At 43.3% G+C, this 18183-nt stretch carries 16 protein-coding genes and 1 other RNA gene; 10 read left to right on the top strand and 7 right to left on the bottom strand.

Features of this window, described 5'->3' with window-relative positions; all coding sequences use genetic code 11:
• The first annotated feature begins 130 nt into the window (after nucleotides 1–130).
• Together CIK92_RS08960 and CIK92_RS08955 are read left to right on the top strand one after the other, a co-directional pair.
• Complete coding sequence (locus CIK92_RS08960) at nucleotides 131–1687, top strand: DUF4301 family protein (RefSeq protein ID WP_022311509.1); 1557 nt, start codon at nucleotides 131–133, stop codon at nucleotides 1685–1687.
• A gap of 62 nt (nucleotides 1688–1749) precedes the next feature.
• A complete protein-coding gene (locus CIK92_RS08955) occupies nucleotides 1750–2139 on the top strand; it encodes a rhodanese-like domain-containing protein (RefSeq protein WP_254046042.1) in 390 nt (129 codons plus the stop codon).
• 550 nt (nucleotides 2140–2689) lie between these two features.
• Here CIK92_RS08955 and CIK92_RS08945 read toward each other — a convergent pair.
• Nucleotides 2690–3097 (bottom strand): YkvA family protein, encoded by a 408-nt coding sequence (locus tag CIK92_RS08945; RefSeq protein WP_094387478.1) that lies wholly within the window; start codon nucleotides 3095–3097, stop codon nucleotides 2690–2692.
• A 51-nt stretch (nucleotides 3098–3148) separates the two neighbouring features.
• Nucleotides 3149–3542, bottom strand: an RNA gene (gene rnpB, locus CIK92_RS08940) — RNase P RNA component class A.
• Between the two features lie 342 nt (nucleotides 3543–3884).
• On the opposite strand from rnpB, the gene CIK92_RS08935 reads away from it, so the two are divergent.
• From CIK92_RS08935 to CIK92_RS08915, 5 genes are all read left to right on the top strand, one after another.
• Nucleotides 3885–5342, top strand: coding sequence for a Do family serine endopeptidase (locus CIK92_RS08935; protein ID WP_022311513.1), 1458 nt, complete (start codon nucleotides 3885–3887; stop codon nucleotides 5340–5342).
• 155 nt (nucleotides 5343–5497) lie between these two features.
• Nucleotides 5498–6361, top strand: coding sequence for an RNA polymerase sigma factor RpoD/SigA (locus tag CIK92_RS08930; protein WP_022311514.1), 864 nt, complete (start codon nucleotides 5498–5500; stop codon nucleotides 6359–6361).
• 11 nt (nucleotides 6362–6372) lie between these two features.
• The gene (locus tag CIK92_RS08925; protein WP_022311515.1) at nucleotides 6373–6843 is read left to right on the top strand and encodes a hypothetical protein; all 471 of its coding nucleotides are present in this window, start codon (nucleotides 6373–6375) and stop codon (nucleotides 6841–6843) included.
• 18 nt (nucleotides 6844–6861) lie between these two features.
• Nucleotides 6862–7755: a hypothetical protein gene (locus tag CIK92_RS08920; protein ID WP_022311516.1), complete on the top strand. Its 894-nt coding sequence runs from the start codon at nucleotides 6862–6864 to the stop codon at nucleotides 7753–7755.
• Between the two features lie 151 nt (nucleotides 7756–7906).
• Complete coding sequence (locus CIK92_RS08915; RefSeq protein WP_022311518.1) at nucleotides 7907–8710, top strand: gldB family lipoprotein; 804 nt, start codon at nucleotides 7907–7909, stop codon at nucleotides 8708–8710.
• Here CIK92_RS08915 and CIK92_RS08910 read toward each other — a convergent pair.
• Entirely contained in the window at nucleotides 8689–9600 is a 912-nt protein-coding gene (locus tag CIK92_RS08910) for a TIGR01212 family radical SAM protein (RefSeq protein WP_094388863.1), read from the bottom strand. The two genes, CIK92_RS08915 and CIK92_RS08910, sit on opposite strands and share 22 nt — an antisense overlap.
• A gap of 93 nt (nucleotides 9601–9693) precedes the next feature.
• Here CIK92_RS08910 and CIK92_RS08905 point away from each other — a divergent pair, with 93 nt between their 5' ends.
• Nucleotides 9694–11898: a S9 family peptidase gene (locus tag CIK92_RS08905; protein WP_094388862.1), complete on the top strand. Its 2205-nt coding sequence runs from the start codon at nucleotides 9694–9696 to the stop codon at nucleotides 11896–11898.
• Nucleotides 11899–12006: 108 nt separating this feature from the next.
• Here the strand turns inward: CIK92_RS08905 and CIK92_RS08900 are convergent, their stop codons facing one another.
• From CIK92_RS08900 to mtaB, 3 genes are read right to left on the bottom strand one after another with little or no spacing between them, the layout of a single operon-like run.
• Entirely contained in the window at nucleotides 12007–12276 is a 270-nt protein-coding gene (locus CIK92_RS08900) for a PqqD family protein (RefSeq protein WP_022311521.1), read from the bottom strand.
• A 12-nt stretch (nucleotides 12277–12288) separates the two neighbouring features.
• A complete protein-coding gene (locus CIK92_RS08895; protein ID WP_094388861.1) occupies nucleotides 12289–13782 on the bottom strand; it encodes a glycosyltransferase in 1494 nt (497 codons plus the stop codon).
• On the bottom strand, nucleotides 13779–15119 hold the full coding sequence (mtaB, locus tag CIK92_RS08890) for a tRNA (N(6)-L-threonylcarbamoyladenosine(37)-C(2))-methylthiotransferase MtaB (protein ID WP_094388860.1): 1341 nt from the start codon (nucleotides 15117–15119) through the stop codon (nucleotides 13779–13781). The genes CIK92_RS08895 and mtaB overlap by 4 nt, the downstream gene beginning before the upstream one ends.
• Before the next feature lie 340 nt (nucleotides 15120–15459).
• Here mtaB and CIK92_RS13910 point away from each other — a divergent pair, with 340 nt between their 5' ends.
• Nucleotides 15460–15621 carry a hypothetical protein gene (locus CIK92_RS13910; protein WP_173823503.1) on the top strand — a complete coding sequence of 54 codons (162 nt, stop codon included), beginning with the start codon at nucleotides 15460–15462 and terminating at the stop codon, nucleotides 15619–15621.
• 125 nt (nucleotides 15622–15746) lie between these two features.
• The gene (locus CIK92_RS08885) at nucleotides 15747–16664 is read left to right on the top strand and encodes a FimB/Mfa2 family fimbrial subunit (RefSeq protein WP_022311524.1); all 918 of its coding nucleotides are present in this window, start codon (nucleotides 15747–15749) and stop codon (nucleotides 16662–16664) included.
• Nucleotides 16665–17771: 1107 nt separating this feature from the next.
• On the opposite strand, the gene CIK92_RS08880 is transcribed toward CIK92_RS08885, so the two are convergent.
• Nucleotides 17772–18183, bottom strand: a 412-nt coding sequence (locus CIK92_RS08880) for a transposase (protein WP_254046041.1), incomplete at its 5' end; no start/stop codon positions are given.

Genomic DNA, 18183 nt, shown 5'->3' with positions numbered 1-18183 from the left:
ATACCACCCGCCAGAGAAATAGTTTTTACGACATAAGCCGTCAATATACTGAAAAAAAACGCCCAAAACACTTGGGCATATCAGATAAAGTACCTAAATTTGTCATATAATTATTAAAATATCAAAGATAATGCTAACACAAACAGATCTTAACCAGATATCCCAGAGAGGGATAAGCGAAGAAAAAGTAATGGGGCAACTTCACCAGTTTGAGAAGGGCTTTCCATTTCTTAAATTAGAAGCCGCAGCCTCTATCGAAAAAGGCATTCTTGCCCTTGACGAGGTTGAACGCCAGCATGCCATTGAATCTTGGGACGAATACAAGGCTCACGGACATCGTGTAGTTAAATTTGTGCCCGCATCCGGTGCAGCCAGCCGCATGTTTAAGGACCTTTTCGGATTCCTTACTGCCGAATATGACACTCCTACCACTGAGTTTGAACACAAGTTCTTTGACAACATTCCCCACTTTGCTTTCCGTGAAGCCCTGTGCGACCAATGCAAGAAGAATAATGGCAAGGGTGTACGTGCCCTGCTCAAGGAGGAGAAATATAAAGATGTCGTTGCCAATCTGTTGGAGGAAAAGGGACTGAATTATGGACAACTGCCCAAAGGATTGCTTTTGTTCCACGCCTATGCCGACGGCGCTCGCACACCTATGGAAGAACATCTGGTTGAGGCCGCACTCTATGCAGCAAGCAATGACGAGGCCAATGTCCATTTCACCGTCAGCCACGAGCACCTACCGCTCTTCCGCAAAAAAGTAGAAGATTGCATTGCAAAGTACGAAGCCAAGTATGACATAAAGATTAATGTATCATTCTCTGAGCAGAAGCCATCGACAGATACCATTGCGGTCAATACAGACAACACCCCATTCCGCAACGATGACGGATCATTGCTTTTCCGTCCGGGCGGACATGGTGCGCTCATCGAAAACCTCAACGACATTGACGCCGATGTTGTATTCATCAAGAATATAGACAATGTTGTGCCTGACCGCCTCAAAGGCGACACCGTACTTTATAAAAATGTATTGGCTGGTGTACTGGTTGAAAACCAGAAGCGGGCTTTTGAATATCTTGAGTTGCTCGACAGCGGCAACTACAATCATAAGGACCTTGAGGAAATCATCCGCTTTGTACAGCGCGACCTTTGCTGCCGCCGTGCCGATATCAAGGAACTCGAAGATGCAGAACTGGTAAGTTATCTGAGAAGCAAACTCAACCGCCCGATGCGCGTCTGCGGAGTAGTCAAGAATGTAGGCGAGCCTGGTGGTGGTCCTTTCCTGGCTTACAACCAAGACGGCACCGTAAGTTTACAGATATTGGAATCGAGCCAGATAGACAAGTCCAACCCCGAGTATGTCAAGATGTTTACCGAGGGTACACATTTCAACCCAGTTGACTTGGTTTGTGCCACCCGCGACTATAAAGGCAACCACTTCCATCTGCCCGACTACGTTGACCACAACACCGGCTTCATCAGCAGCAAGAGTAAGGGCGGCCGCGAACTGAAAGCACTGGAATTGCCTGGCCTTTGGAATGGAGCTATGAGCGATTGGAACACAATTTTTGTGGAAGTCCCACTCGACACATTCAACCCCGTAAAGACCGTCAACGACTTGTTGCGTCCGCAGCACCAGCCTGCTGAAGGAGAAGTAACACATAGTTGCCACCACGATTAAAGACCTACCATTAGCGGCGACTATTTCAACAGAGATAGTCGCCGCATATTTATCTATAATTAATGATGAACAGATATATGACACTCCTGACCATGCTATGCTGCCTGTTGGGATGTAAAGCCCAGAACGGCACCTTCCGCAGTTTACCCGCAGAAGAATTTGCAACAGCCATTGCCGACACGTCTATTGTGAGATTGGATGTGCGGACTGCAGCCGAATTTGCCGAAGGCCACATTGCACATGCCATCAATATCGATGTGCTCAAAGACGATTTTGAGAAACAAGCCCTTAAGCAGTTGCCCAAAGGTCAGACCATTGCCGTCAACTGCCGCAGCGGAAAGCGCAGCAAAACCGCCGCACGGATATTAGCCGGTCATGGTTACAAAGTGATAGAACTTGATTCGGGATATTTGGGATGGATTAAGGCCAAGCTGCCAGTTACTACCAAATGACAAGGCCACCATACTCCCCCATTCCGCTCACAGTTACGGCCATGCCAGAAGCACCCCAAGACAGCATGCCATAAAGATAGGCCACAACACCACTTTTATCAGACAAGCACAAGACAACTCCTTATTCACATATAAGGAGTTTTATTTTTCCCCAAGGCCCTCATACGCCAACAGTCCGTGCCATCCTGGATATCAACAGCCCCATATCGAAGCAACAATCCATGGACCAAAAACCACCCAAGGAGTGGAAACAACTCTCCCACCCGTCAAAGACGGCCATAATCACACAAATCTATATTGCAAGACTTGATTTATTCTTTGCAGACTTAGATCTGTTCATTGCAAGGTTCGAATCATCCGTTTCAAAACTTGCAAATAACTATAATCTGCCCATAAGAAAAACCATCGACAAGATAAGCGACGCCAGATAGGTTGGCTTACAGTCAAAAGGACAAGGTATGGCCCTTGCCGAAATGCCACTCCAAACGTAGGGACAGAAAAAAGCCACAAGCATGGAAACGGCTTGTGGCTATGGATGTTTGAAATAATTCTATACAGGAGTATCTGTGGGGTCGTCGCGGAACAGGTCGTTAATCTTCGAGGTTTCATCTCCGTCAAACCAGGTAGCCAGCTTGGCCTTAGCCTTGTCCTTGACATCCTCGGACACTTCGCCCCAAATCTTATGAAGCACATAGAGCAACACAACGAGGTCGTCGCCCAATCCTGCTATAGGGATCGCGTCGGGCACCACATCCAAAGGAGAAATAAGGTATCCGAGCGCGCCGACAATCATTGCCTTGTCTTTGAGCGACACCTTATCGCTCTGCAAGGTATAAAACAAAATCAATGCCACGTAAACCAACTTGGCACCGGCACGCTTGGCCACGCGCTGAATCTTTTCAACAAACTTGCTATTCGAAAACTTGTCCTTATAGCTCATGAAATCGGGAAGTTCGATATTTGCCATATCAATGTTCGTTTTATCAGTAATAAATCTAAAGATTAAAAGAAAGGCAGTTTCCTGATAAGCCGGGTTCTGTATCCACAAGTGGAGCCCTGTCATTTATCTAGTCTGCAAGTCACCTCACAGCTCAAGCATTCTACCCTCCGCCGTTGTCAAAGACATCAAGCGAGCAGCTTTCAGACGACGGTTTACATGAACTTGCAACCTCCAGGAAGTACAGCTCGACGATCACCCGCCGACTGGTAGTCTCTTACACTACCTTCTCACCCTTTCCCGACACATACGCTGTCAAAACAACATATAGTATCATGGTGGTTATTTTCTTCTACTTTCCCCTACTGTCACCAATAGCTTCTATTTTCGGAAGTGGAGCGCTCTGCGTTGCCCGGACTTTCCTCTCGCCCTCGCAAGAGAGCCAGCGGCAGGGCCGGGAAACTGCCTTTCTTTCTGCAAAATTAGATTTTTTTCATGAAAAACCACAACTATACTTCAAAAAAATCACTTTTTACCTCGTTTATCAGCCAAATAGCTTGCCATTCTTATGCTCCAGCCCTCCAAAAACAGCATTGACAAGGATAATAAAAAGATGTAAAAATCGTGATGATGGCGCTTAATAGCCGTTAAGTGGGCAAATAAAAGTGTTAAATTGAAATAAAGCGGACTGCCAAAATGGCAGTTTCACAAACTTTGGGAGTATATTTGCAGATATAATTACAAAGAGGATTGACAACCTCAACCAATAGAAAGAACAAAATAAACATAAGATTAAAAACAAACGAGTATGAAAACGTATTCAAAGTATCTTTTTGGGGCCTTGAGCATTGTTGCCATAGCTCTCTCTGCTGGCTCTTTCATCAAAGCCTATGCCACACCTGCCAGTGTAGCCATTGCTGGTCAGCCGGTAGATTTAACTTATGCCGCCGAGAAATCATTGCCGGCGGTAGTACATATAAAATATGTGCAGAACTCCAAGGTGCAGACGGTGGAAGTTCCAAGCTCTCCATTCGATGATTTCTTTGGCGATTTCTTCGGATTCGGCCAGGGCAACGGGGGCAAGCGCAAGCAGCAGATCCAAACCCCTAAGAAGCAAGCTACCGGTTCTGGTGTCATCATCTCTTCCGACGGCTACATCGTTACCAACAATCATGTAGTTAACGGAGCCGACGAACTGACTGTGACCCTGAATGACAACCGCGAGTTCTCGGCACGCATCATCGGCACTGACCCCTCTACCGACCTGGCACTGATTAAGGTCAACGGCAAGGATTTACCCACCCTCCCCATTGGCGATTCCGACAAGCTGAAGGTGGGAGAATGGGTGATAGCCGTAGGTAATCCCTATGGATTGAACAATACTGTGACAGCAGGTATCGTAAGCGCCAAGGCACGCTCGCTGTATGCCCAGCAGAATGGCGTGGAGAGTTTCATACAGACCGATGCGGCCATCAATCCCGGTAATTCCGGCGGCGCCCTGGTCAATACCAAGGGAGAATTGGTCGGTATCAATGCCATGCTATATTCTCAGACAGGTTCGTTTACTGGTTATGGTTTTGCCATACCTACCACCATCATGAACAAAGTGGTAAGCGACTTGAAAGAATATGGAACCGTTCAGCGTGCATATCTCGGAATCACCGGTGGCGACCTGCTGAACCAGATCAACGCGCTCAAAGACAGTGGCAAAGATGCTGATTTCGGCACAAACGAAGGTGTCTATGTGTCTAAGGTGGATCCCGACGGCGCTGGCGCCGAAGCCGGACTTGAGGAAGGCGATGTCATCATAAGTATCGATGGAAAGAAGATTGGCAAGATGGCTGAACTCCAGGAGCATATGGCCAACAAGCGTCCTGGCGACAAGCTCAGCGTAACCTACATTCACAAGAAGAAGAAAGTGACCAAGACCGTCACTCTCAAGAATGCGCAAGGTACAACCAAAGTGGTAAAGACTGCTGACTTGGATGTATTGGGCGGTTCGTTTGCACCGGTCAACAAAGATACAAAGGAACAACTTGGCATCAACTATGGTCTCGAAGTAATCAAGGTGACCGATGGTCCGCTGAAGAAGAAGGGAATTGAAAAAGGATTCATTATCCTTCAGGCCAATGACACTCCCATAAAGGCCATCAACGACCTGCAAGAGACTGTCAAGAAGGCATCGACAAGCAAGGACCCCGTACTATATATAAAAGGTATATGGCCCACTGGCAAACGTGACTACTTTGCAATAGAAGTAAATTAGGATATATAACAATTCAGTTACCAACGAGTATAATGGACGCAACTCCAAGCCAGACAAGCTCAGAGTTGCGTCCATTTTGTTAAATAAAAACGAAAATACTTGCATATATAAAGCAAAAATACTACATTTGCAGAAAAGTGACAAACAATAGCTTTATGAGACAACTGAAAATCACAAAATCAATAACAAGCCGCGAGAACGCCTCGTTTGACAGGTATCTGCAAGAAATCGGCCGTGAGGAATTGCTAACGGTTGAAGAGGAGGTCGAGCTGGCTCAGCGCATCAAAAAGGGCGATCATAAAGCATTGGAAAAGCTCACCAAAGCCAATCTAAGATTCGTCGTTTCTGTGGCCAAACAATACCAGAACCAGGGACTGAGTCTCCCCGACCTTATCAATGAAGGCAATGTGGGACTCATCAAGGCTGCCGAAAAATTTGACGAAACCCGAGGCTTCAAGTTCATTTCGTATGCTGTGTGGTGGATTAGACAAAGTATACTGCAGGCAATAGCCGAAAAGAGCAATATGATAAAGCTCCCGCTCAATCAAGTTGGAGCCGTCAATAAAATATCCCACGCATCCAGCGTTTTCGAACAAGAGCACGAGCGCCGTCCGAGTCTCAATGAAATGGCCGATGAGCTGAATATGCCGGAAGATAAAATCGAAGATGCCTTCAAGGCAACCAGAAGACACGTTTCGGTTGATGCCCCAATAAATGACGACGAAGGCAACAGCCTACTTGACGTTATTGCAAGTGATGAGGGTGCAGAAGCAGACAATGAACTGGTTGCGGAATCTCTAAGAGAAGAGATTTGCAGAGCATTGAGTGTTCTCAATGACAGGGAGCGCATCATCATCAAATCATTTTTTGGCATCAATCAAGCAGAACAGACCCTTGAAGAAATCGCCACAAAGTGTGGGCTGACTCGTGAAAGGGTAAGACAAGTCAAAGAAAAGGCTATACGTAAATTAAGAAATAATACAAAGAGTAAACTTCTAAAGAGTTATTTAGGAAGATAAAAGAAAGAACAATGAACAAAATTATTACCATTACACTTATTCTGATATGCGCAATTGTTTCAGGTAATGTAAGCGCTGCCAACAAGAAGAGTGACATTTATGCATTTGGTTTTTCGGCATCATTTAATGATTCAACGGTATATTTTACAGATATACAGTTGGTTAAAGATGTAACTATCGAGCACAAAAGCCATTTTCTGGAGAACCGGGACTTATATTCAAAACAGTTGAGTCAGCACCTTTCGGACCAAGGAATGCCTGCGAGAGTGTGCGTAATTTTCTTTGATGCCAAACTCAAGAATATAGAGAAGCAGTTTACCAAGCTCAAGAAGAAGTATGCCAAGAACGGGAAATACGAACTGAAATATGTAGGCGCCAACGAGTTCCAATTCAAGGCAATAGAATCAGACGAAGAGCAACAGGCCGAAAGCCCAACCAAGAAGACAAAGAAAGCAAAGAAGAACAAGAAAAAGGATAAATAAAGTACGACTTCCCGAACTATGAACAGCAACTACTGGTTCTCGATAGCCGAGCTGACTATTAAGCTCATCTTCAAAGAGGATGGGCTTAATAATTTGTCTCTACTACCCTCTTTTTCTCCATTTGAGATTGCCGAACCCTCCAAAGAGGACAACCTCTTTGAGCTTACCATAGATGACAAGACCGCACCCATTGCAAAAAGTGAACGGGTACGCATAAAGACCATTGACACTGGCAATGGCAACATCATAGTTGACCAGACAAATGATGGAAGACACCAGTTTATCATCAAAGACATTAATGGAAATAGTTGTTGCCTATTGATTGCCAACAAAGAGTTTTCCGTCTGCCAGTGCGCACTCAACGGCAACTATGACATGCGTAGTTTCGGTCTGAACAATGCCATCATGATTGCTTATGCTTTTGCCAGTTGCAAATATAACACCTTATTAATACACGCATCCCTGGTAAGGCAAAACGGTTATGGATATGCATTTATCGCTAAAAGCGGTACCGGAAAGAGCACACAGGTCAGCATGTGGCTCAAACACCTTCCAAACTGCGACCTGATGAATGACGATAACCCCATTATCAGAATTATAGACAACGTTCCCGTAATCTATGGAAGTCCTTGGAGTGGCAAGACTCCATGCTACCGCAATATCAAAGCCCATTTAGGAGCAATAACTCAAATTGACCGTGCACCGCAAAACAGCATAGACCGATTATCCCCTATAGATGCACTGGTAAACTTTATCCCAGCATGCTCAAGCATCAGGTGGGATGAGAATATCTACGATGACATTATAAAAAATATTACCCAGGTAATAGAAAAAACGCCATTCTATATATTGCATTGCCTGCCCAACAAAGAGGCTGCCGTTATCTGTAACAAGACCATTTCGCGCACTTAGCATAAATCGTGGCATACTTACCACGCAGAAGTATAACGGTTTTTAATAAATATGCAGATTTATTGGGCTGCTTTTTATATTTTTTATACATTGCCTTTGGTTTTATTCATTTTTTTACTATTTTTGCAAGTGAATAAGGGAGAATTAGCAAGTGAGAAACCGTATCGCCACCATATTACTGTCAGCTTTGCTCTTCGTTTCATGCGAACCAAAGATTAAACCTTTTGAAGATGACCTTCAAAAGGGCAACATCACGATTGCCAGATATGACAGATTGCAAAGCCGGTATCTCACGACCGGTGATTATTCTGCCTTGCAGGAAATGAACACAGAATACCCTGTAGAGACACGTACTCTCATAGAAAAAGTATTGCAGATTGGCGAGGTGGTTGAGCCTGACATAAGTTCCAAATACCTAAGATTTTACCAAGACTCCACACTGCAGATTCTCATATCTGACACCGAAGCCGAGTTTGCTGATATGGATGACTTGAACAAGGATTTCAGCAAGAGTTTTTCCAGACTACGTAAAAGCCTGCCCAACATACCACTTCCCAAGGTCTACGCCCAAATAGGCGCTTTGGACCAAAGTGTCATCATTGGCAACAAGAGTATCGGTATCTGTCTGGACAAATATCTTGGTATCAACTACCCATTGTACAAAAAGTACTATTCATACCAACAACGTACAAGCATGACCCGCGCATACATTGTACCGGATGCAATGGTTTTCTACCTGCTCAGTTTTTATCCCCTGTCAAATATAGACAAGCGCACTCAGCTTGAAAGAGATTTACACATCGCAAAAATCATGTGGATTACGAACAAGGCGCTCGAGCGGAAAATCTTCCAAACGAAATATGTGCTGCTGATTGACAATTATATGCGCAAGCACAGAAGCAGAACTGTCGAGCAACTGCTCAGTCAGGATGATTACACCACCTTGCTTCCTTGACAAATGTTGTTCTTCTCGAGATATTTGTTAAGAAGATGTACAAACTCATGATTCTTCAATCCCCATTTTGGGGCCAGAAGCATCTCGCCAGGTGACTGGCTAAGAAAGCGCTCCAGAACTATATCTTTGCGCAGTAATGGCAAGTACTCTCCTATCAATTCGATATATTCTTCGACACTGAAAAGATGAAAAGGAGCCTCTGAGTATTGTCGCGCCATACATGTACCTTTGATAATCTGCAACTGATGCAGTTTGAGGATATCCAGAGGCAAGCTAGATATCACGGAGGCTTGTCGCAAGATTTCTTCCCTATCTTCCCCTGGAAGTCCAAGTATAATGTGAACACCTACAAGAATTCCCCGACGATGCACGGCTTCTATGGCATTGACGCTATCTGCAAAGGTATGCCCCCGATTGACCAGCAATAGCGTCTCGTCATTAGCACTCTCCACTCCCAATTCAACGATTACGAAGGTTCGCCTATTCAGTTCTTCCAGATAGTCCAAAATCTCTGGCGACAAACAATCCGGACGAGTTCCTATCACAATACCCACCACATCCTCGTCACTCAGAGCCTCCTCATACAGCTGCTTAAGCCTTGGCACAGGAGCATATGTATTGGAATAGGCCTGGAAATAAGCAAGGTATTTCATATCCGGATACTTACGGGCAAAGAATGCCTTCCCCTCACCCAACTGTTCTGTTATACTCTTACAGCTATTGCAATATGAGGGGTTAAATGTATGGTTGTCACAAAACGTACAACCTCCACGCGAAATCTTCCCATCCCGATTAGGACAAGAGAAACCTGCATCAACCGATATTTTCTGAACCCTAAACGGGAAGCGGCGGCGTATCCAAGCGCCGAAATCATTATAAGCCTGCTGCATAGTATGCAAAATTACAAAAAAACAACAATTTCGGACTGATAATAACGAAGATTTTGTAACTTTGCATACAGTCATATACATATAATCACCAATATGAGAAAACAATTATTAATACTTGCAGTTCTTGCATTGACTTGTACAGAACTGACCGCTTCAAAAAAGATGGACATCAAAACCATTGCATCTGGATACTTTTCCGCAAAGACCATCCATGGAATTGACCCCATACCTGGTACAGACCAGTATGCACGCATCAGCGATGATGGCAAACAGATTATACAAAACTCATTTAAGACCGGCAAACAAACGGCCGTTCTTTTTGATGTCAACAAGACCATAGGTGAAAAGATAACAAAGTTCGACGGATACATTCTATCGCCCAAGGGTGACAAATTTCTCATACAGACAAATACCGAGAAAGTGTACCGCCACTCTTTCAAGGCAGACTATTATATCTATACGATAAAATCCACAAAACTGGAGCGTCTTTCCGACGGCGGCAAGCAGCAAGTTCCCCTATGGTCGCCTGACGGGAACCAGATTGCTTTCGTCCGCGACAACAATCTGTTCCTCATCAAGCTACTATACGACAATGCGGAGAGCCAGGTCACAAAAGATGGCAAATTTAACGAGACCATCAATGGTATCCCCGACTGGGTCAACGAAGAAGAATTTGGCAACAATCGCTCTTTCTGCTTTAACGGGGATGGAACTATGCTTTGCTGGATAAAATACGATGAAAGCAAGGTGAAATCATACTCTCTGCAAATGTTCAAGGGCAAACATCCTACTCGTAATGAATATAGCACCTATCCTGGTGAATATTCATATAAATATCCTAAAGCCGGAGAAGACAATTCTGTTGTCAGTGCATGGAGCTTTGACATAAAGAGCAGACAAACCAAGAGACTTAACGTTCCTTCAGATAATGACAGCTACATGCCAAGAATAAAGATGACCAACGACCCTCATCGGATAATTGTATACACCATGAATCGTCATCAGGATGAACTGAATTTGTATGCCGTCAATCCGAGGAGCACTACAGCCCAGCTGCTTATTAAAGAAAAAGCAGATTGCTATATACAAGAACAGGCCATGGCAGATATTATCATTGGGCGGAGCACTATCCTCTTGCCAAGTGATCGTGACGGTTATATGCAGATTTACCTTTACAATCAGAATGGTACAATGATAAGAAAAATCGGTGACGGCAAACATGACATTACTTCCATATATGGATATAATGAGGAGAATGGAGATGTTTATTATCAAGCAGCTGCATTAAATCCACACGACCGCCAAGTATTTGTTTCTCATAAAAACGGCAAAGTAGAAAGACTGACCGACCAGGAAGGATGGAACAGCGCTATCTTCTCTGGCGACTATCAGTTCTTTATCAATACATGGAGCAACTACAACACACCTTATACATTCACATTGCGTTCACAGAAAGGCAAGGTTTTGTCCGTGCTGCTCGACAACAGCAAGCTAAAGGACAAAATGGCAGAATATGGATGGAGCAAACGAGAGCCATTTACATTCACTACTTCTGAAGGAATATCTCTGGATGGATGGATGCTAAAACCGAACAATTTCGACCCATCTCACAAGTATCCCGTTATCCTGTTCCAATACAGTGGCCCAGGCAGCCAGCAAGTGGTTGATTCTTGGAAAGCCGGTTCATTAGGCAACGGCGGAGCATTTGACCAATATCTTGTTCAGCAAGGTTTTATTGTAGTATGCGTAGATGGCAGAGGCACTGGTGGTCGAGGAGCCAAATTTGAAAAATGCATTTACCAACAGATGGGCGTCCTTGAATCAAAGGACCAGGTAGAAACTGCGCTTTGGTTAGGCAACCAAACCTATATCGACAAACAGCACATAGGCATTTGGGGATGGAGCTTCGGAGGTTTTAACACCCTCATGAGCATGAGTGAAGGCCGCAATGTCTTCTATGCCGGCGTAGCTGTCGCACCTCCTACAGACTGGAGATATTATGACACCATCTATACCGAACGTTATATGCGTACTCCCAAAGAGAATCCGCAGGGTTATGACAACTCACCTATAGGATGGGCCAACAAACTTAACGGCAAATTGCTGATTTGCCATGGACTGGCCGACGACAACGTTCACCCACAGAATACATTTGAATACACAGAATCGCTGATAGAAGCCGACAAAGATTTCTCCGAACTGTTGTACACCAACCGCAATCACAGTATATATGGTGGAAATACGCGCAATCACTTAATGAGACAGATTGCCAACTTCTTCATCACCAATCTCAAGTAACAGTATTACCACTGACAATAGACAACAAATGCCCGTTACATCGTTCAACGCTTGTAACGGGCATTATTATTGTCTGGCAGTCAGTTCAAAGCCAAGGCATTGATTGCGTTAAATCTCAATGATACCACATTTGAACCATTGATTGGCCAGTTCCTTGGCATCTTCCAACGCCACAGTTTCTTCAACCTCATATTGTTCCGTGAGCAGTCGGGCCATCTCCTCTACCGTGAAGTCTTTTCCGTCTACCTGTTCCCAGAGATATGCCGAACTGGCATTCATACTGATGATATCACTAAAGTCAATATTCTCTACGCCTTCCGCCAGCAATATCTTCTCTCCACATACTTCGCGGAGCTTGAATCCTTTCTTTGTTCTCATATGCAATTATTCTTAAATGGGTTTAAACATTTTCAACCAAACACGCCGATAGAAAGCCAACAGATATCTTCGACATGGTCTGAGCAGCATCCATATAATGGAATACAGCCCCCACTTGATGCCATTCGTCTTGTCGATGGCAGAGCGCCCTTTGCGATAGAAGCCGACTGCAAAACCAATGATATCACTGCGTTTGCAATGTTCCGGCACCAGATTGCCATCACCCAGCAGGGTTATTTCATCTCCTTTGATTTTTACTATACGATGTAAGACATAACCTCCTTGCGGAAGCCTGGCCAAGACTGCATCGCCAACGGCAATATGACAAGCCTTAATGAGCAAAGCCTTATCTCGATTGTCTTCAAGGAACGGGCGCATACTGTAACCCCTTAATTGTAGCGTAACCGTATGCCCCTCATTAAGGAGCGCCTCTATTTGTGGTAGCAGAACAACATTAGGAAACTGCTTTGTTCCTTTGCTGACAGAAGGATGCAATCTACTAAACTCTTTTTTACGATGAAAATAATACTGCCACAAGATACTATAAGAAGATCTCACCTGGACATCCGGAGCGCTTTCCTGTCGAAGCTGAATTTCCTGACGTTCGGAAAGAAATTGTTTCTTCCATTTGTGAAAAGCACGACGAGCTTTAACTACAGCCTTGAAGTCACCCCAGCTACGATTAAGTATCAACATTTGGAATGCAGCAAGGTAATCAAGCCACCATCTGACAGCCATAACATGTCTTAAGTCCTTGTCGGGCAAATTCTTATAAAGCATCGTAAGGTTGTTGCGGAAATTCAAGAATGTCTTTCTGGGATTGCTTTTATTCAGAGTGCCACCACCTACATGGAACACCTTGCTCTGTGGAATACAATACAATTTGCGTCCCATCAATCGCAGGCGCCAACACATATCGATTTCCTCACTATGGGCAAAGAAGCGACCATCCAAGCCGCCTACAGCCCAGTAGTCCGAGCTTCTAATAAGCATACAGGCCCCTGTTGTCCATTGGATTTCCATAGGATTGTCATATTGGCCCTTGTCATACTCTATCGTATCAAATATGCGGCCACGACAATAGGGATAACCATACTTATCAATGAATCCGCCACAAGCACCCGCATACTCGAAACTATGACGATCGGAGATAGAGAGAATTTTAGGCTGGCATGCTGCCACATCATGATTTGCTTCCATAAACCACAACATCGGCTCAATCCAATCAGATGTCACTTCGACATCCGAATTCAGCAAGAGATAATACTCAGCATCAATCTGCTGCAGAGCTTTATTATATCCGTCAGCGAAACCATAATTCTTATCCAATTCGATAACACGCACATCTGGAAAATCGCTCTTCAACAGTTGAAGCGAATCGTCACTCGATGCATTGTCCGCCACAAAGACGACACTATCGGCGATAAGATTGGACTGTAATATGGGCAAGAAGCGTTTCAGCATATTCCGCCCATTCCAATTCAATATAACAATGGCTATTTTCATATCAATTCCGCCTTTAGAGCTGATTTGTCGTGGTTGAAATCACCCAATCTCACACGCAGAATCTGGTTGTCATATTCGGCTTTAGCATCTTTGGGGGATAGTTCTACACGAATATAATTTTCTGTAAAACCATGCATGAATCTGCCACGAGTGGATTTCTCAAACAATACGTCAACTTCCTTACCGATGTTTCGGCTATAGAAGTCGATGGTTTTGCTATCGCTCAGCGCCAAGAGTCTGTTACACCGCTTTTTCTTTTCAGCATCATCGACCACATAGGGAATCGAAAGCGCTGAAGTTCCAGGGCGTTCAGAATATGGGAATACATGCAGCTGAGTGACATCCAATCCATCAAGAAAATCATAACACTCTTCAAAATGTTCAGGATGTTCTCCACGACATCCGACCATCACATCTACACCTATAAAGGCATCAGGCATAAGTCGCTTGATAAGATTGATTTTATGCGCAAAAAGTGCTTTGTCATAACGACGATGCATCAGACGCAATACATGATCAGAGCCACTCTGAAGGGGTATGTGAAAATGCGGCATGAAAGCACGACTTTGGGCACAATACTCTATCAGTTCGTCGTCCAGCAAATCGGGCTCCAAGCTGCTGATACGGTATCGCTTGATACCCTCGATTTTATCCAGGGCCTTTACCAAATCGATAAATCGCTCTTTCGTGGTGGCTCCGAAATCACCTATATTAACACCCGTAAGCACAATTTCCTTTCCACCTTCGTCAGCTGCCTGCCGTGCCTGCTCCACTAAAGATTCGATAGAAGGATTACGCGAAAAACCACGGGCATAAGGTATAGTACAATACGTACAGAAATAACTGCAACCATCCTGGACTTTCAAGAAATAGCGAGTTCTGTTTCCTCGCGAACAGGAAGGCTGGAATGTTTTGATATCCTTGGTTTTGACAGAATGATATATATGTAAATGTGCACCATCCGTCCGGTTACTCCATGCATCGGATAAGAACTGCACAAGGTTTGCCTTCTCATTAATGCCCAAGACCAAATCCACCCCATCAATATTGGCAACCTTTTGAGATTCAAGCTGGGCATAACACCCCGTCACAATCACAAATGCATGAGGATGTTCCCTTACCATGCGACGAATTATAGAACGGCACTTACGATCGGCAACATCTGTAACCGAACAGGTATTAACGAGACATATGTCGGCACGCTCACCTTTTTCAACAGTACCGACACCCATAGCTTCAAGCGTCTTTGCAAAGGTGGACGTTTCGGAAAAATTCAACTTACACCCTAAAGTATAGTAAGCTGCCTTTTTCCCTTGGAATGCAGATGTATCTATCATATTAATTAATTATAATGCAAAGTTAGCAAAAACTTTAGAGCTATTTGACTGATTTGGCATCAATTTTAATGATTGTATACAAAACACTGGCCAATAATCCAGTAACCGAGACCACATTTTTCAGCTCCAAAAGAAGGTTTTTTAGATGACATGAATCAACCCGCAGGAAATTAACTTTATTTCACAGTTTGTAATAAACTGTATTTCAGCTGTTTTCAAAAAAGTTACAATTAACACTAAAAAAAAACTCAAAAAGATGAACAACCTATTGAAAAAATATGTACCTTTGCAATGTTTTAATAAACAAATGATTGTTTTACAGATTTAAAAAGCAAAGAAAATGAAGAAATTAGTTTTGATGTTCGTAGCTATCGCTGCTATCTCTTTCGCATCTTGTGGTAACAAAACTGCTGAGCCCGTTGCTAACGCAGACTCTGACACTGCAGTAGTTGACTCAGTTGTTGCTGATACAGCAGTTGCTGATAGTGTAGTTGCTGAGTAATTAGCACGAACTAAAGGAAATGGCCGCTTGGAACATTGTTCTAAGCGGTTTTTTTGTTCATTATCCTATTTTTCTACTATCTTATCTACCATTACTACCAGTTTATCAACTATAAAACCGCCGAAATGAACAAGCCACCCTCTTTTATATATGCTTGGGTAACACAAAAAATACTGATTGTATGTTCGTTGCTCTTTTTAGCTGGATGCGAAAAAGCAAATATCCCCAATAATGGAGAGGACTCTCCTGGAACAGAAATCCAAAATGGCCGAAAGGTCAAAGTCAATATCACAACAATTGATGATTTGACTGACCTGAAGCAAGTTTGCACACGCATCAGCTATTGTGTTTTCAGTAATAATGGTAAACTATATTCCATAAGGCACCAAGGTATCACCGACAAAGACTTTGGCTCCCCTACGCTTACTATAGAAGATGGACAATATCATTTAGTGATTATTGCACATAATGGACTGGGCAATATCAGCGTTGAGTCAGAAGAAAAAATCAAGTTCAAAGACAACAAAATTACAGACACATTTGCCTATTCTACCAACATTGATGTAGAATCAGATAAGACTATTTCTGTTGAACTTGAACGTATTGTGGCCAACATACGTGTTACCATACCCGATCCCATGCCCAAAGAGGTGAAGCAGATGGAATTCTATTACACGGGTGGAAGCTCAACCTATAGCAGTTTATCCGGATATGGGTCAGTCAACTCTCGACAGACGGAATACCGCAATGTAACCGATGATATGATTGGCAAAAATTCAGAATTTAATATATACACATTCCCACGAGACGAGAATGGAGAGGTAAAACTAACCATTAAAGCTCTGGATAAAGACAAATCAACCGTCAAAAGCATCCAATACGAAGACGTACCTATTTCCAAAAACACGTGCATAATAATAAACTCCACACTGTTCAAAGGAGATAATACTGGAGGGGGAAACGACGATAACATAAACGTTAAACCAGATATCCATATCCCCATCAATAGTAGCAATATAACTGATATAACAAACTGCTACTAACACACCAATATCATCGCTTTAGACTATAAGTTACTGATTAAAGTTCATATACATTAATGATAGGGCTGGATTCCGCGCTTGGGATTCAGCCCTATCTTTTGTCCTTGTCCGTTCGAAAGCAACTGAAATCCTGTAAAAAGAAGCCGCATTCATCATCTTTCTAATGGTACTTAGAACTACGTTTCCGATTGTTTCGAAAAAAGACAATACAGTGCCAAGATTCTAAACTAACAAGGTTTACCAAGAGGTTGGTCCCTTTTGTCTAACCACTACTTAAGCCATAACACATCGCAAAGGACCAACCTCAATAATAACGGTTATATAACACTACATAGAACATATCTTTCGATGGCATACACTGTCATTCTCCAGACACGCGTATTTCCTGAATTCAAATCGTGAATTATGAAAATACATACCAGCAACCATTATTTCAGCCTTCAAAAAGAGTAATTCACGCTACCATCCGTGTTCGAAATGACTTACTATCATTAGTATCCCTTTAAAATATTCAAAAACACAGCAGTTTTCTTGTAACAAGAGAATTTCATATATATCTTATGCTGCCATTCCAATTTTAACAGCTCTATAGTCAACAGCACCTATTGACTGCTAGAACATATAGTAAAATCCTTAGTAGTGAAGTAGTTGACGAGAGAAATGAACAACTTGAATTTGAAGAAATCTATCATAATACTATGCCTTATTGAAACATTGCAAAATTACACCCAAAAGCCCACTAAAGCAAGTTGGTTATACATATAAATCAATGATTCTTAGCCAACATGTCTATAATTGCCTAAAAAACGCAAAGCAATTGGTAAAAAAACGCCCGACCAAATGACGATATAGTGCACTTTATTCATCCAAAGAACAGTTTCTGAAACCAGAAGCGCTCATTCTTCTAACAGCCAACTCTATAGAGGCATAGGTTATCACTTGGTTTTTAAGAGATAAGTCAAACATCAACTCTTCATTCTATATTATTGCTGTCCGCTAAAACTCTAAAGAGCACAAATCCCCTCCCGAAGTCCTCTGAAAATGCTTGGTTCAGGGGGTGTTTCCAGAGCCTCCTGAACCATTTTTGCCCAGTCTTTTTCTGGTTCCTCAAGGAAAGTATAGCAGTTCACATAATACATGAGCATGATTCTCAGAAAAGCTCCAAGAGGGTTTGATGCGCTTTTTTATGACCATCAGAAGGAGATTGGCTATTAGGGTGACCCAAATCTGTATCTTGATGGCGTTGGCGCTCTCCCCATAGAAGTATTTAAGCGGGAATTTTTGTTTCAACTGCTTTAACAGCAACTCTATTTCCCATCTTTGGCGGTATATGTCAATGATGTCTTCCACCTCCATGGTCATGTCGTTGGTGAGCAACGATATGACTTTCGCCTTTTTCTTCGCAGGATCGACATAGGTGACAATACGGGCCTTGTGTTTGATATTCTCTCCGCCCTTTATATGTTTCCTGAACTCCACGACCTGGACTCTACACTCCATGAGGCCACACGGCAACATG

Origin of the sequence: Prevotella sp. P4-67, from assembly GCF_002251325.1 — a bacterium.
In the GTDB taxonomy this organism is placed as follows: Bacteria; Bacteroidota; Bacteroidia; order Bacteroidales; family Bacteroidaceae; genus Prevotella.
Note: the sequence above shows the minus strand (reverse complement) of the source record. Positions and strands in the feature narration are given on the sequence as shown.